The sequence below is a fragment of the Mesonia aquimarina genome (genome assembly GCF_003667275.1).
Classification (GTDB): domain Bacteria; phylum Bacteroidota; class Bacteroidia; order Flavobacteriales; family Flavobacteriaceae; genus Mesonia; species Mesonia aquimarina.
On record NZ_RCNV01000001.1, the window covers coordinates 324,570 to 340,024 of the forward strand.

Annotated in this window: 15 protein-coding genes; 3 read left to right on the top strand and 12 right to left on the bottom strand. The window is 33.3% G+C overall.

What is annotated here, in order from left to right:
* Window positions 1-180: 180 nt before the first annotated feature.
* Together D9R05_RS01640 and D9R05_RS01645 are read right to left on the bottom strand one after the other, a co-directional pair.
* Entirely contained in the window at window positions 181-1,353 is a 1,173-nt protein-coding gene (locus D9R05_RS01640; protein WP_121665473.1) for a GlmU family protein, read from the bottom strand.
* Window positions 1,354-1,432: 79 nt separating this feature from the next.
* Entirely contained in the window at window positions 1,433-1,888 is a 456-nt protein-coding gene (locus D9R05_RS01645) for a nuclear transport factor 2 family protein (protein ID WP_121665474.1), read from the bottom strand.
* A 64-nt stretch (window positions 1,889-1,952) separates the two neighbouring features.
* On the opposite strand from D9R05_RS01645, the gene panB reads away from it, so the two are divergent.
* From panB to D9R05_RS01660, 3 genes are read left to right on the top strand one after another with little or no spacing between them, the layout of a single operon-like run.
* The gene (gene panB, locus D9R05_RS01650; RefSeq protein ID WP_121665475.1) at window positions 1,953-2,771 is read left to right on the top strand and encodes a 3-methyl-2-oxobutanoate hydroxymethyltransferase; all 819 of its coding nucleotides are present in this window, start codon (window positions 1,953-1,955) and stop codon (window positions 2,769-2,771) included.
* 10 nt (window positions 2,772-2,781) lie between these two features.
* Window positions 2,782-3,126 carry an SdpI family protein gene (locus D9R05_RS01655; protein ID WP_121665476.1) on the top strand — a complete coding sequence of 115 codons (345 nt, stop codon included), beginning with the start codon at window positions 2,782-2,784 and terminating at the stop codon, window positions 3,124-3,126.
* Window positions 3,127-3,134: 8 nt separating this feature from the next.
* Window positions 3,135-3,839: an RluA family pseudouridine synthase gene (locus D9R05_RS01660; protein WP_121665477.1), complete on the top strand. Its 705-nt coding sequence runs from the start codon at window positions 3,135-3,137 to the stop codon at window positions 3,837-3,839.
* On the opposite strand, the gene D9R05_RS01665 is transcribed toward D9R05_RS01660, so the two are convergent.
* From D9R05_RS01665 to D9R05_RS01710, 10 genes are all read right to left on the bottom strand, one after another.
* Entirely contained in the window at window positions 3,829-4,680 is an 852-nt protein-coding gene (locus D9R05_RS01665; protein ID WP_121665478.1) for a 5-oxoprolinase subunit C family protein, read from the bottom strand. The two genes, D9R05_RS01660 and D9R05_RS01665, sit on opposite strands and share 11 nt — an antisense overlap.
* Window positions 4,670-5,404 (bottom strand): 5-oxoprolinase subunit PxpB, encoded by a 735-nt coding sequence (pxpB, locus tag D9R05_RS01670; RefSeq protein WP_121665479.1) that lies wholly within the window; start codon window positions 5,402-5,404, stop codon window positions 4,670-4,672. Before pxpB ends, D9R05_RS01665 begins: the two co-directional genes overlap by 11 nt.
* A 3-nt stretch (window positions 5,405-5,407) precedes the next feature.
* Complete coding sequence (pxpA, locus tag D9R05_RS01675; protein WP_121665480.1) at window positions 5,408-6,136, bottom strand: 5-oxoprolinase subunit PxpA; 729 nt, start codon at window positions 6,134-6,136, stop codon at window positions 5,408-5,410.
* Between the two features lie 6 nt (window positions 6,137-6,142).
* Entirely contained in the window at window positions 6,143-7,297 is a 1,155-nt protein-coding gene (locus D9R05_RS01680) for a DUF2891 domain-containing protein (RefSeq protein WP_121665481.1), read from the bottom strand.
* A gap of 5 nt (window positions 7,298-7,302) precedes the next feature.
* The gene (locus D9R05_RS01685) at window positions 7,303-8,841 is read right to left on the bottom strand and encodes a YifB family Mg chelatase-like AAA ATPase (protein ID WP_121665482.1); all 1,539 of its coding nucleotides are present in this window, start codon (window positions 8,839-8,841) and stop codon (window positions 7,303-7,305) included.
* Window positions 8,842-8,909: 68 nt separating this feature from the next.
* Entirely contained in the window at window positions 8,910-10,511 is a 1,602-nt protein-coding gene (gene pgi / locus D9R05_RS01690) for a glucose-6-phosphate isomerase (protein WP_121665483.1), read from the bottom strand.
* A 6-nt stretch (window positions 10,512-10,517) separates the two neighbouring features.
* A complete protein-coding gene (locus D9R05_RS01695; RefSeq protein ID WP_121665484.1) occupies window positions 10,518-11,363 on the bottom strand; it encodes an N-acetylglucosamine kinase in 846 nt (281 codons plus the stop codon).
* A gap of 274 nt (window positions 11,364-11,637) precedes the next feature.
* Window positions 11,638-12,639 carry a type I glyceraldehyde-3-phosphate dehydrogenase gene (gap, locus tag D9R05_RS01700; RefSeq protein ID WP_121665485.1) on the bottom strand — a complete coding sequence of 334 codons (1,002 nt, stop codon included), beginning with the start codon at window positions 12,637-12,639 and terminating at the stop codon, window positions 11,638-11,640.
* Between the two features lie 11 nt (window positions 12,640-12,650).
* Window positions 12,651-13,634, bottom strand: coding sequence for a 6-phosphofructokinase (pfkA, locus tag D9R05_RS01705; protein WP_121665486.1), 984 nt, complete (start codon window positions 13,632-13,634; stop codon window positions 12,651-12,653).
* Window positions 13,631-15,451 carry a DUF885 domain-containing protein gene (locus D9R05_RS01710; RefSeq protein ID WP_121665818.1) on the bottom strand — a complete coding sequence of 607 codons (1,821 nt, stop codon included), beginning with the start codon at window positions 15,449-15,451 and terminating at the stop codon, window positions 13,631-13,633. Before D9R05_RS01710 ends, pfkA begins: the two co-directional genes overlap by 4 nt.
* Between the last annotated feature and the right edge of the window lie 4 nt (window positions 15,452-15,455).

A 15,455-nucleotide genomic window follows, 5' to 3' on the forward strand; every position in this document is an offset into this window, starting at 1 on the left:
TTAATAATAACAATAATAATTGACAACAACAATATACAACTGTTAAAAATATTACTTCAAATCATGTTTATAAGAGTCTTAAAATGCTTTTGCAAAAGGGATAGTCGCGGCATCCTTTAAAATTTGAAAAAATTTAAAAGATATAGCAGATAGCTCGACCCGAAGGGATTTGCCTAAAAATTAACTTCTCCTAAACTTACTGGTTTGCTCAAAAACGTGTTCTAGAATTGTTTTATCTTCTTCTGAAAATTCAATGGAACGACGCTGCATAACTTTTTCGGCAACTTCAAAAGCTTTATTGGTTTTGTAGGTTGTGGTTCCGCTGCTTCCGCCCCAACTAAAACTTGGTATAAAATTTCTTGGAAAACCTGCCCCAAAAATATTTGCGCTTACGCCGACTACGGTTCCGGTATTAAACATCGTATTAATGCCGCATTTGGAATGATCCCCCATTAATAAACCACAAAATTGCAATCCGGTTCGAGCAAAACCTTCAGTTTCATAATCCCACAAACGGACTTCGGCATAATTATTTTTAAGATTAGAATTATTACTATCGGCGCCAATATTGCACCATTCACCTAAAACAGAGTTTCCTAAAAACCCATCGTGACCTTTATTGGAATAGCCAAAAATAACCGAGTTATTCACTTCGCCACCAACTTTACTGTGTGGTCCAACTGTGGTTGGTCCGTAGATTTTAGCACCCATTTTTAACGTCGCATGGTCACAAAGTGCAAAAGGACCGCGAACGCTGCAAGCTTCCATAATTTCTGCATCTTTCCCAATGTAAATTGGTCCGTTGCTGGCATTTAATGAAGCAATGGTTAATTTTGCGCCTTCTTCTACAAAAATTTGCTCTTTATTGACGCAAAAAACGGATTCGGGAATTTCAGCTGAAGTTTTTCCTTCAGTTAAAATTTCAAAATCTGCCGCGATAGCTTCTCCGTTTTTAGCGAAAATATCCCAGGTATTTTCTATGAAAAGTGGCGTTTCTTTTAAATCTATTTCTTCAAAATGATCTAAATCAATTTCTTGATCTTCAGCAGTTTTAAACGCTACAAATTTATCTTGAAATACTAAAACTTGATTCGATTTTAACTGGTGAACTTGATCTACTAAACTTTTCGAAGGAAAAAATGAAGCGTTTATCATTACATTTTCTTCCAGCTCTACCATTGGCCATTTATCTGCTAAATAATCTTCTGTAATAGTGGTAGTTGTTGATTCTAAGAATTTTTCCCACTTCTCGCGAATAGTTAAAATACCGACACGAATATCGGCAACTGGACGTGTGTAAGTGAAAGGCAATAATTGATTACGAACAGAACCATCAAAAAGTATATAATTCATTTTTATTTTTTTAGCTAATGTATTAAAATTTTACTCTTTTGTGTAGTATAAAATGTGCTTAACAATAGAATTACAAAAATTATTCTTGACAATTCTCTTTGCTTCTAGTATCTACAATTGAAATTATCTTCCAGTCACTTTCGATTTTTACCAATTGAAAATTATTAACGCCACAATGACTCAATTCTCCGTTGATATAAAATTCATAAGGGGTCCAGACATTGGCTAATTTACCATCGTTATTAAATTCGAAATTTAATAAGCGTTCTTCAAAAACCACATTTGACGGAATTTCTTTAATAGATTTTAAAAATTCTGAATAATTTTTTACGGTAATTTTCAACGCTCCATTTTCATCTCTAGAAATAGATTTTAACTGAAATTCTTCAAAAGCCAACGATCTAAGTGTATTTGTATCTTGCTCATGAAAAGCTTCAAAAAAAACCTTTACAGTCTCTCGAGGATTTGCATAATCTTCTTGTGCTGAAAGGAATGAAAAATTTATAAATAGCAAAAGGAAAAGTATTTTCTTCATCGCGTTAATCTTTTGATGTTGGTCTACTAATTTAGTACTTTTACAGCAATTAAATTTGAAAAAAATGTCTGTTGCAAAAAAACAATATAAGCGCGTTACCGTAAAATCACTTGTTGATATGAAAGCCAATGGCGAAAAAATATCGATGCTAACGGCCTACGATTACACGATGGCACAAATTGTAGATGGCGCTGGAATTGATGTGATTTTAGTAGGAGATTCTGCCTCTAACGTAATGGCGGGACACGAAACTACTTTGCCAATTACTTTAGACCAAATGATTTATCACGCATCGTCGGTTGTTAGAGCAATTAACAGATCGTTAGTAGTGGTAGATTTACCATTTGGAAGTTACCAAAGTGACCCGAAAGAAGCACTTAGATCTTCTATTAGAATTATGAAAGAAAGCGGCGGACATGCCGTAAAACTAGAAGGCGGAAAAGAAATAAAAGAATCGATTAAACGAATTTTAAAAGCCGGAATTCCTGTAATGGGACATTTAGGTTTAACCCCGCAATCTATTTATAAATTTGGAACGTACACCGTTCGTGCTCGCGAAGAAGAAGAGGCAATCAAATTAAAAGAAGACGCCAAAATGCTAGAACGAATTGGGTGTTTTGCCGTTGTTTTAGAAAAAGTACCGGCGACTTTAGCAAAAGAAGTTGCCGAGAGTATTTCAATTCCCGTAATTGGGATTGGTGCTGGAAACGGAGTTGACGGACAAGTACTAGTTGTTCACGATATGATTGGAATGACACACGAATTTAACCCACGTTTTTTACGTAGATATCTTGATTTGCATAAGGAAATGACCGGTGCTTTTCAGCGGTATAATGATGATGTAAAATCAGGAGATTTTCCTAATGAAGATGAGCAGTATTAAACTATAGAAAATGGGGATTGATTTTTTTCTTAGTCCATTATTTTTGTCTGGTTTTGTTTTTGTCCTTTTAGGATTTATTATGTATAAATTTCCTCCTAAAGAAATTAATTCTTTATATGGTTATCGCACTAGCAAATCGATGGAGTCTCAAGAGAAATGGGATTTTTCCCAACGCCATTCTGCAGTTTTATTGATTAAAACAGGAATTATTTTTTGCCTTATATCATTACTAATATTTTTTATTAATGTATCAAATGAAGTTTTAATTATAGCGGAAACCTTGGTTATTTTAATTGGTGCAGTTCTCTTAATTATTATAACAGAAAGAGCGATTAAAAATAAATTTGAGAAATAATTAAGTTCGTGTCAGAAAAAAAAATCTCACATAAAAATAATCTGCAAGTAATTTATGAAGACAATCACTTAATTGTGGTAAATAAACGTGCCGGTGATATTGTACAAGGCGATAAAACCGGTGACAAACCCTTAAGTGAAGTTGTAAAAAGTTATTTAAAAGAAAAGTATAATAAACCCGGGAATGTTTATCTTGGCGTAGTTCATCGATTAGATCGTCCAACTAGCGGAATTGTTTTATTTGCCAAAACCTCAAAAGCTTTAGCGCGATTAAATAAATTATTTGCCGAAAAGAAAACCGAAAAAACCTATTGGGCGCTGGTAAAAAATGAACCTCCAAAAAAGCAAGACACTTTAATTCATTATTTAAAGCGAAATCAAAAGCAAAATAAATCGTATTCCCATAAAAATGAAGTTCCTGACAGTAAAAAGGGAATTCTTCACTACAAGATTATTAAGCAACTTGAGAATTATTTTTTGTTAGAAATTCAGCTGGAAACAGGTAGACATCATCAAATTAGAAGTCAATTATCAGCTATTGGTTGTCCAATTAAAGGCGATTTAAAGTATGGGTTTGATCGTAGCAACAAAGATGCAAGCATACATTTACACGCAAGAAAACTAAGCTTAATTCATCCGGTTAAAAAAGAAGAAATTTCATTTGTCTCCGATTTACCAAATGATCCGCTTTGGAATGCTTGCGCTACAAATTAATCAATCTAAAGGTTAATTTATCTCCTTGTTTTTTTTGCGCTAATTTATTGATGCTCTCTTCTGTTAATTGAAAAATTCTTGGGTAACCACCCGTAGTTTGGCAATCGCGCATTAAAATGATTATATTTCCTGATGGTGTAAATTGAACCGTTCCCGGTAAAACCGGTTGCGTTAGAATGGCTTGTAAATTATTTTCAAGTTTTTCTTCTAATTGATACGCCATTCGACTATTATTTTTTGAAATCGAAAATTCCTTGCGTAATAGATTTGCTTTCATAGTTTCAGAAAGTTGTTCAAACTCAGGTCCCGCAAAAACTTCTAATTCATCATTAAAATAATCATTATTGAATTTTATATGAGCGTGTTTTTTTTCTTCTGAAAAATTAAAAGGATGATAGGAGATTTCGTCTCCCTTTTCAATTTTAGATGAATTTGTAATTGGCGCGTACATACTTTTACTACCTAACTTTTCTTCTATTTCAAAACCGCCTTTTACTGCCAAATAAATTCGCGCTCCTTGACTTATTTGTTTAATATGAAGTTGATCCCCTTTTTTTATTTCAAATACTTTGTTTAAACCTATTTCATCATTATTTAACTTTGCTGAAGCCGATAAACCTGTAATAGAAATTTGCGTAGCTTCTGTAAATTCTAATTTCGGACCGATTAAGGTGATTTCCATCAAGGCTTCATTTTCTGAATTTCCCAGTAAAAGATTGGCAATTTTAGCGGAATATAAATCCATCGCGCCACTTTTAGGAATGCCGAATTTAGCAAAACCTACTCTACCTCGATCTTGAATTGTACTAAATAATCCTGGTTGAAGAATTTTAATACTCATAAACTTCTTTTTGAAATTGAAAAGAATTATTTGTTACCTGCTTTTTTATTTCGTCATATTCTTTTAAAGAAATGGCTTCGAATTTTAATTTATCACCTGCCTGAAAAGGGCTCGGATTTTTAGCAGAAGTATCAAAAAAAGTCAAGGGAGAATTCCCGATTAGTTGCCATCCACCGGCAGAATTTTGCGGGTAAATTCCGGTCTGTTTTTCACCAATTCCTACAGCACCTTTTTTAACGTTTAAACGCGGTGACTTTTTACGTGAAATATAAAGCTCTTTTTTAAGTCCGCCAAGGTATAAAAACCCGGGTAAAAATCCAGTGAAAAATACCGTATAATTCGGTTGCGTATGAAGAGAAATTATTTCTGAAACTTCAAGTTTATTTTTGACGCTAATTTCTTCTAAATCGATTCCAAATTTTTCATCATAACATACAGGAATTGAAAATTGATTTACTTCTACAGTGTCGGAAAATTGAACACCCTCTGATAGCTTTTTAATATCTGAAATTTCATTATAGATATTATCTATTACAAATTTATAATTAACTAATAATGAATTATATGTATTTATTACTTCAACTGATTCTTTAATTGTATTTTGTTGGATTATATTTTTGTATTGAAGGATAAATTTGAGTAGTTTTTCGTCAATAATTTCTTCCCAAGTTATTAAAATAGCTTGTTTTCCAAAAGCGCTAAATGTTGGATTTTTATAACTCATCCCCTATTGAATATGAACGTTATTTTCTTCTAATTTTTCACGTAAAAAAGTCAATATTTCAACTGAATTTTTCGTGTCACTATGAACACAAATCGTATCGAAGTTTGCCATTAAAATTTTATCATTTTTTAACTGAATTTTTCCTTCAGAAATCATGAAAAAAACGTGCTTAAAAATAACTCCTTTTTCGTGCAAAACAGCATCTTCTTTTTTTCTCGAAACCAGACTAAAATCAGCTTCATAATTTCGGTCTGCAAAACCCTCTGTCCAAGTTTTTAATTTTCCTTTTGCTATTTTTTTTACAGCTGATTTTGGAGGGACAAAAAGAATTAAATTTTCATCTATTTCGTGCACAACATCAATTACCAATTGTGCTTTTTCCTCATCTTTTATAATATCATTGTATAAAGCTCCATGAGGTTTTATATGATGTAACTTAACGCCAAATTCCTCTGCAGTACTTTTTACACGTAAAATTTGCGTTCTAAGCGTACTTTTTAATTCATCAGTATTTATATCTAATGAAACTCTACCAAAGTTTTCTTGATCAGGATAAGAAGGATGCGCACCAATATTCGTTTGATGTGTTATCGCTAGCTTTATTGCTTCTTTTACAGTTTTATCATTACCAAAATGTCCTCCACAAGCAATATTACAAGACGAAATAAGTGGCATTAATTGATTATCGAATTTTCCTCCTTCTGCTAAATCACAATTTAAATCGATAGTCATAACACATTAGTTTTGTCGCTGCTGAAGACTATAAATAGCAAAGGTTCCTAACCAATGTCCGCCTTCGTAAGAATCGCCCATTAAACTAGGAAAAGAATGCGCTACGTGTTTATCGGCAACGAACTGGAGATGTTTAAAATCTTCTTGATATTTATTTGCCAAATTGTAGAAAACCCAAGCTCTGCTATAATTTAAGCCATCTAAATGAACGAGTTTTCCATCCTCACGATCAGAAACTTCAGCAACTTCAATATCAAAATTCTTATCCATTAATTGAGGCATAAAATCTTTTAACCAAATTTTAAAAGTAGTTTCAGATAAAACGCGTTGCATAATGGCAACTTCCTCTAAACAAGGCGATAAAAAATCAAAACCGCCAGGCTCCCAAGAAATCGGACAATTATCGTCTTCTAAATAAAAGTCTTTTGCACGCTTGGCAATTAAATTTATGAATTTTTCATTTGCTGTAGTCTGTGCATAATCATAGGCAAAAGCTAATCCAAAAGCAGTATTTTCGTGCTCTCCTACTCTAATAGGATAATTTAATTTTGGTAGAAAAGTCATATAATTTTCTACTATTTTATCGGTTAATGGTTGTAGGTTTTTCTCCAATTCTTTTGCTAGAGGAGTGTCCCAAGTATGAATTTCTTCTGCTAATTTTAACACCCAAGCCCATCCATAAGTACGTTCAAAACTTTTATTTTGCTCCTGCTGAAAATAAGCAACTTCTTGCTGAATGTTTTCTGGTGACAAGCTTTCTTTTAACGCCTTTTTTATAGCTTCAGCTTTATTTAAATTAGGAAATTGTTTTAGTAAACTTACTAAAGACCAATGTCCATGAACTGAAGAATGCCAATCAAAGCAGCCATAAAACGCAGGATGAAGTTCTTTTGGAGTTTTTAAGTCGGCTTCAGAGGTTAATGTTTGCCCGAGTTTATAAGGGTATTGATTATTGATGCACGCTAAAGGCAATTCCGCTAATTTATCGGCTTGTTCTTTGGTTAAAATAACCGGATCAACATTTTTTATTTTATTTGATACCTCTTCCACCAAGCTAGTATCTTCCTCAACTTTTTGAGGATTATTTTTCTCAAGATCAGCATCCTTATTTTTACAACTAAACAAACTGATAATCGATAATGCAACTACTATTTTTCTCATAATTTCTATCCTAACCAACCATCACGGTCTAAACTTCTATATTGAATTGCTTCACTAATATGTGTTCCAGAAATTTGTTCTACACCTTCTAAATCTGCAATTGTTCTTGAAACTTTCAAAATCCGATCATAAGCTCTCGCCGATAAATTTAAACGCTCCATTGCAGTTTTCAACAAATTTTTAGAATTTTCATCTAACTTACAAAATTCTCTGATTTGTTTAACATCCATTTGTGCATTATAATGAATATTTTCATAATTTTTAAATCTACTATGTTGCTGCTCTCTAGCTTCGGTGACACGTTTTCTGATTTCTGCACTCGTTTCTCCCTTTCGTTCTTCACTTAATTTATCAAAAGGCACTGGTGTTACTTCAATGTGAATATCGATCCTGTCTAATAAGGGACCGCTAATTTTGCTTAAATAACGTTGCATTTCGGCGGGTGAAGAAGAAACCGGAGCATCAGGATCGTTAAAATAACCTCCCGGACTAGGATTCATGCTAGCTACTAACATAAAACTAGATGGATAAGTTACTGTAAAACGCGCTCTCGAAATAGTTACTTCACGATCTTCTAGCGGTTGCCGCATAACCTCTAACACGGTTCGTTTAAATTCTGGCAATTCATCTAAAAATAATACGCCATTATGCGACAAAGAAATTTCACCGGGCTGCGGATATGAACCGCCACCAACCAAAGCAACATCAGAAATTGTGTGGTGAGGACTTCTAAATGGGCGTTGTGCTAAAAGACCGTTAACTTCATTTGTTCTTCCTACAACACTGTGAATTTTTGTGGTTTCTAGTGCTTCGTGTAAACTCATCGGTGGTAAAATACTCGGCAAGCGTTTTGCTAACATTGTTTTTCCAGAGCCTGGAGGACCGATTAAAATAATATTATGACCACCTGCAGCGGCAATTTCCATACAACGCTTAATAGATTCTTGTCCTTTTACATCAGAAAAATCGTGTTCAGGATGCTGTAAACTTTCATAAAACTGTTTTCGCGTATCAATAATGGTGGGTTCTAATATTTCATTTTTATCAAAAAAATTAATAACTTCTGTAATATTTTCGACTCCATACACATCTAAGCCACTAACAATGGCTGCTTCTGCAGCATTTTGTTTAGGAAGAATAAAGCCTTTAAAACCTTCTTCTTTAGCTTTTATGGCAATTGGGAGCGCGCCTTTTATGGGCTGTAAACTTCCGTCTAATGAAAGTTCTCCCATAATTAAATAATCTTCTATTTTTTTAGCTTTAATTTGTGAAGAAGCGGTAAGAATACCTAATGCTAAAGTTAAATCATATGCAGAACCTTCTTTACGTAAATCTGCAGGTGCCATATTTAAGGTGATTTTTTTACCCGGTAATTTGTAACCGTTATTTTGTAAAGCTGCTGCTATGCGATAACTACTTTCTCGAATAGCGTTATCGGGCAACCCTACCAAGTGGTAGCCAATTCCTTTATTAATATTCACTTCTACCGTAATTGTGGTTGCCTCTACCCCAAATACAGCACTTCCATAAACTTTTACTAGCATGTAGTTATCCTTTTCTTAAATGTAAGGATAATTTTATAGAATAAAGCTTTGGTCTATAAAACAATAAATTAAGAAAGGTATTTCTTTAAAAGGTTTCTTGTAGAAGAATCTTGATTTTCACCAATTTTTCTGGATTCAATCTGATCTAAAATACCTGATGCTAACTGTTTACCAAGCTCTACTCCCCACTGATCATAACTGAAAATATTCCAAATTATACCTTGTACAAATAACTTGTGTTCGTACATCGCAATTAAACTTCCTAAAGTTTTTGGATTAAGTTTTTCTATTAAAATAGTATTGGTCGGTTTATTACCGGAAACTAATTTATAAGGTAATATTTTTTCTTGCTCCTCCTTAGATAATGTTTGTAACTCCTCTTCTACTTCTGCTTTACTTTTCCCCTTTAATAAAGCTTCAGTTTGAGCAAAAAAATTGGCCATTAATTGATTGTGGTGGAACTTATCTTGATGAAGCGATTTTTTAAAACCGATAAAATCTGTCGGAATTATTTTTGTTCCCTGATGAAATAATTGAAAAAATGCGTGTTGCGAATTACTTCCCGGTTCTCCCCAAATAATGGTTCCGGTTTGGTAACTGATTTTTTCTCCACTTCTTGAAACACTTTTTCCGTTACTCTCCATAATCCCCTGCTGTAAATAAGGAACAAAATTTTGTAAATAATGCGAATATGGAACGACGGCTTCGGTTTCTGTTTCAAAAAAATTATTATACCAAATACTTAGCAATGCTAAAATTACAGGAATATTTTTATCAAAATCTTCATTTCTGAAATGTTCATCCATTTGTTGAGCGCCTTCTAAAAGTTGCTCAAAATTTTTATAACCAATGCAGCACGCAATAGCCAACCCAACCGGGCTCCACAAAGAAAATCGACCGCCAACCCAATCCCACATCGGGAAAATTTGAGTCGATTTAATTCCGAATTCAATTGCTTTTTCTGTATTGGCAGATACCGCTACAAAATGTTTTTCTAAATCTGTACAGCCGTTTTCTTCAAAATATTTTTTAACCGTTTTAGCATTGGTAATCGTTTCTTTTGTTCCAAAACTTTTAGAAACAACAATAACTAAAGTTGTTTCCATATCTATCTTTTGAAGAACCTCATGAACTAAATCACCATCCATATTAGAAACAAAATAACTTTCTAAATGATTTTGATAAAAAGCTAAAGAATTTGTGACCATTTTTGGTCCAAGATCACTTCCGCCAACACCAATATTAACAATAGTTTTAATTTGTTTTCCGGTGTAACCTTTCCATTTTCCTTCAATTATTTCCTCAGAAAATTGCTTTATTTTAGCTAAAGCTTGTGCTACTTCTTTCGGTTTCTCTTTGGCTCGCAAAGCAGTATGTAAAACAGCTCGATTTTCGGTTTGATTGATATAATCTCCCTTAAATTGTTTTTCTATTGCATTTTTAAGGTCTATTTCTTCAGCTAAAGAAAGTAATAGATCAAGAGTTTTTTGTGTGATCCGATTTTTAGAAAAATCTACTATAAAATCTTCCCATTCTATCAAAAAATTTTCTGCCCGTTGTTGATCTTGCTCAAACCAATTTAGCATTTGTTCATCTTTGATTTCATGAAAGTGAACAGCCAATTCTCGCCAAGCTTTAGTAGCGGTAGGATTAATTGATTTTAAGGGCATTAAAATTTATTTTTTTTGGTAATATTGGGTTAATTGATCTATGGGATGACGAATTATATTTCCAGCAGCTAAATTATAAGTTTTTAAGCTATTTTTAATGATTTTTTCTGAAAAATGAGCAATTGAGCCTACAAAATGAATAGGAACTTCAGCAGATTCTTGAATTGGTAAAATTCTATTTTCTATAAAAACCTGAATTCCTTCGGTAATTATTTTTTCAAAATAAGGATTTATTTCATTTTTACTGAAGATAAAAGCCGCAAAAGAAGCCAAGTAAGCATTTGGGTTTTCTTGTTGATATAAATTGAATTTGATTTCATCCGGATCTAAATTAAATGCAGCTTCAAATTCTTTAGCAATTTTTGAAGGCATTTTTTTATAAAAATAATCTTGAATCAATTTTTTTCCGAAATAATTTCCGCTCGCTTCGTCCATCACAACAAAACCTAAAGAAGCTATTGGTGTATGTATTTTTTTACCATCAAAATAACAACTATTAGAACCCGTACCCAAAATACAAACAATACCGGGCATTGATGTTGCTGCATAAACTGCCGCATAGGTATCTTCAAAAATATTAACTTGTGCTTTTTTAAAAAAAACCTCGAAAATTGACTTTAATTTTTTTTGAGGTAAAGGCGTTCCGCAACCTGCTCCGTAAAAATCTACTTGTTGAATTTGACTTGAAAATTCTTGTAAAGCTGTATTCGCTTCAACACGTTCACGAATAATTTTTTCAGAAAAAACACTCGGATTTAATCCTTTAGTTTGTGTACGAAAAACCTCTTCTTTTGCTTCATTTAAAAGAATCCAATCGCACTTTGTAGAACCACCGTCGGCGAGTAAAAGCATAGTTTGTTTGATTATTTTTAATTTAAAATCAATTCTATCTTAAATAGTTAATGTATTCATTTTTTCCATTGATGAAAAAACGAATCAAAAAAATATAGACTTACGAAACTTTATCTAATTTTTTTTGCTCCTTCTCTAAGATTTAGAAACTCGTTATTGAAATTTAATAAAACTAGAAAATTCGTTCAACTCAAACAGTCTAAAATTTCACGAGAACTTCACTTCAAATATTACGATAAACTTTCGATAGGCCCAAAAAAAGCTTTTATAAAAACTAAAGTGATGCCACGTATAATGATAAATCTACTAATTTACTCGCGTATCCAAACTCATTATCATACCAGGCAACTAGCTTAAAAAAGTTGTTATTCAATGCCATACTTGCATCAGCATCAAAAACGCTGGTTCTGGATTCTGATACAAAATCTTGCGAGACAACTCCTTCTTCAGTATAGCCTAGAATTCCTTTTAAATCGTTTTCAGCGGCACTTTTTATAGTTTTTTTAAGTTCTTCTAAACTGACTTCTTTTTTTAGTCGTACGGTTAAATCTACCACAGAAACATCTGGTGTAGGTACACGAAAAGCCATTCCGCTTAATTTTCCTTCTAAATCCGGAATAACTTTTCCAACTGCTTTTGCAGCTCCGGTGCTTGTCGGGATAATATTTACATTAGCATTTCTTCCTAATCGGTAATTTTTTTTAGAAGCAGAATCTACCGTAAATTGTGAAGATGTTGTGGCATGAACAGTAGTCATTAAACCTTCAATTATTTCAAAATTATCGTGTAAAACTTTTGCTAAAGGTGCTAAACAATTGGTAGTACAAGAGGCATTAGAAACCAACTGGTCGTCAGCCGAAATGCTTTGATGATTTACGCCCATAACAACCATAGGAATATCTTCTGATGGTGCAGAAATAACTACTTTTTTGGCGCCGGCTTCTAAATGTTTTGATGCTTTTTCTTTGGTTTTAAAAATACCCGTGCATTCTAAAACAATAGCTACATTTAATTTTTTCCAAGGAAGGTTTTCGGGCTCCTTTTCTGAAGTCACTTTTATTTCTTTTCCGTCAATTAAAAGATTATCATTTTTTACAGCTATAGATTGATCAAATTTTCCATGAACAGAATCATATTTTAATAAATAGGCTAACTGTTCTACCGGCATCAAATCATTTACTGCAACAATATTTACATTATCATTTTTACTGGCAATTCGAAAAACAATTCTTCCAATTCTACCTAATCCGTTTATCGCAATATTTATTTTTTTCATAGCTCATTTTTTTAAATTGAAGTAATATCTGCCACGCGCAATAAATCTAAGTCAATTTCATTAGTTCCTGCAATTGCTTCAGCAAAAGGAACACTGACTAATTTTTTGTGCTGAATACCAATCATTACATTTTTTTCTCCCGCTAAAAGCATATCAACTGCACCAATTCCTAATCGACTTGCCAAAACACGATCGTAACAACTAGGAGCACCGCCACGCTGAATATGTCCTAAGACCGTAACCCGGACTTCATAATTTTCAAAATTACCTTCAATATATTCGGCAAGTTCAAAAATATTTTTTCCTATTTTATCGCCTTCAGCAACTACGACAATACTGGAAGTTTTTCCAGATTTTCGGCTTCGCTTTAAAGATTCTACCAAGCGATTTACGCCCATATCTTGTTCTGGGATTAATATTTCTTCCGCTCCTGCTCCAATTCCTGCATTTAAAGCAATGTCGCCCGCATTTCTCCCCATTACTTCAACCAAAAATAAACGATTATGAGAATTTGCTGTATCTCTAATTTTATCGATCGCTTCAATAACGGTATTTAAAGCGGTATCATAACCGATGGTGAAATCTGTTCCACGAATATCATTATCTATTGTTCCGGGAACGCCAATAATCGGAAAATCGTGTTCCTCATAAAAAACAGAAGCTCCTGCAAATGTACCGTCACCACCGATAGCTACCAATGCATCAATATGATGCTCTTGTAACTTATTAAAGGCTTTTTTTCTTCCTTCTTCAGAAAAGAAATCTTTAGAGCGTGCCGATTTTAAAAAAGTTCCGCCACGATTAATAACATTTTTAACTGAACGTGCATCTAACGCAATACAATCTCCTTCAATTAAACCTTGATATCCTCTGTAAATTCCTATACAATCTACATTATTAAATTTGCAAGCGCGTACCACTGCTCTAATGGCAGCATTCATTCCCGGAGAATCTCCCCCGGAAGTTAAAACACCTATGTTTTTGAGCGCTTTCATTCTGCTGAATTTATATAATTTTCTACCATTTCTTCTAAAATTGGTAATGGTACTGCTCCGTTAGAAAGCACCACATCATGAAATTTCTTGATATCAAATTTTTCTCCAAGTTCGTTTTTAGCTTTTTTACGCAGAGATAAAATTTTATTCATACCAACTTTATAAGCAGTTGCTTGGCCCGGCATTACAATGTGTCGTTCAACCATTTTTACACAATCACTTTCTGCATTGGGTGTATTGTTTTTATAAAATTCTATTCCTTTTTCGCGTGTCCATTTTTTAGCGTGAATTCCCGTATCTACAACCAATCTACAAGCTCTCCAAAGTTCCATTGCGAGCCGACCAAAATCTGAATAAGGATCTTTATAAAATCCGATTTCTTTTGGAATTTTTTCGCTGTATAATCCCCAACCTTCCACATAAGCTGTGAAAAAAATGTGCTTTCTAAATTCTGGTATACTATCTAATTCTTGAGCAATAGCTAATTGCATATGATGACCGGGAATACCTTCGTGATAAGCTAAAGCTTCCATTTGATAGGTAGGCATGGCTTTCATATCATATAAATTAGCATAAAAAATTCCGGGACGCGAACCGTCTATCGCCGGACTTTGATAAAAGGCTTTTCCGGCACTTTTTTCCCGAAAAGCTTCTACCGCCTTAACTTTGATATCAGCTTTAGGTAGCGTTAAGAAAAGTTCATCTAAGTGATTTTTCATCTCATTGATAAAAGATTTACTTTCTGCTAAATAACGCTGCTTTCCGGCTTCTGTATTTTCATAATAAAATTGTTCATCATTTTTCATGAAATTGAAAAAATCTTGTAAACTTCCTTTAAAGCCTACTTTTTTCATTATCCTTTTCATTTCTCCATGAATGCGCTCAATGTCTTTCAAGCCCATTTGATGAATTTCTTCAGGTGATAAACCTAAAGTCGTAATACGTTGTAATCTATTTTTATAGAACGCATCTCCTTTTGGAAATTTCCAAACCCCATGGTCTAATGTAGCGCGTTGATCTTCGTCTTTTAAAACACTTATTAAATGCTGGTAAGCTGGCTTTACGTAAGTTACTAGCGCTTGTTTTGCTTTAACTTTTAATTCTTTTTTTTGCTTCGCCGAAATAGAAAGCTGATCAATTTTTGAAGAAAAATCTTCTAATAAAATACTTTCCCTTTTAGAATCATCAAAAGGTTTACCGCTTATCACATTTTTTGAATCGTCTAACACTTTACTGAATACAAATTTTGGAGGTAAAATCCCATTTTTCTCTCTAATCTGCATGTTTTTTGTAATCTGCTCAAATGCCTTTTCTAACCCGATTAAGCGTTGAATGTAGGCTTCTGCATCTTCAACCGAATCGATTTGATGCTGATTTATTAAAAATGCAGGCAAACCAGATTGGTAACCGTGCATCTGATTTACCGGATAAGTATAAAAACGGTATTCGTAATCTGCAATTTTATTTTCTAAGCTTTGCTTCATCAACCGATAGCTTAACAACTTCTGATCTGACAAAGCATTTTTATTGATGCTATCGGTTAAATAGCTTAAACGCTCTTTATTTTTATTGAGATCTTCTGCATATTTTTGATGCGAAAAATCATCCCATTTGCCATAATCGTTTTTCTTGCCTAAACGCGTTTGAAACATCGGCGAATCGTTAAGGTCTTCTTGAAATGTACGTTCAAAAAAAGCTTGTAACTTTTTTGATTCTTGTTTGATATCGCTTTCGTTTAAATCAGTTTTTTTAGCTTGATTGTTTTTACAAGCGACAAGCGAAAAACTACAAAAAATGACGATTAAAAATTTTTTCATACCC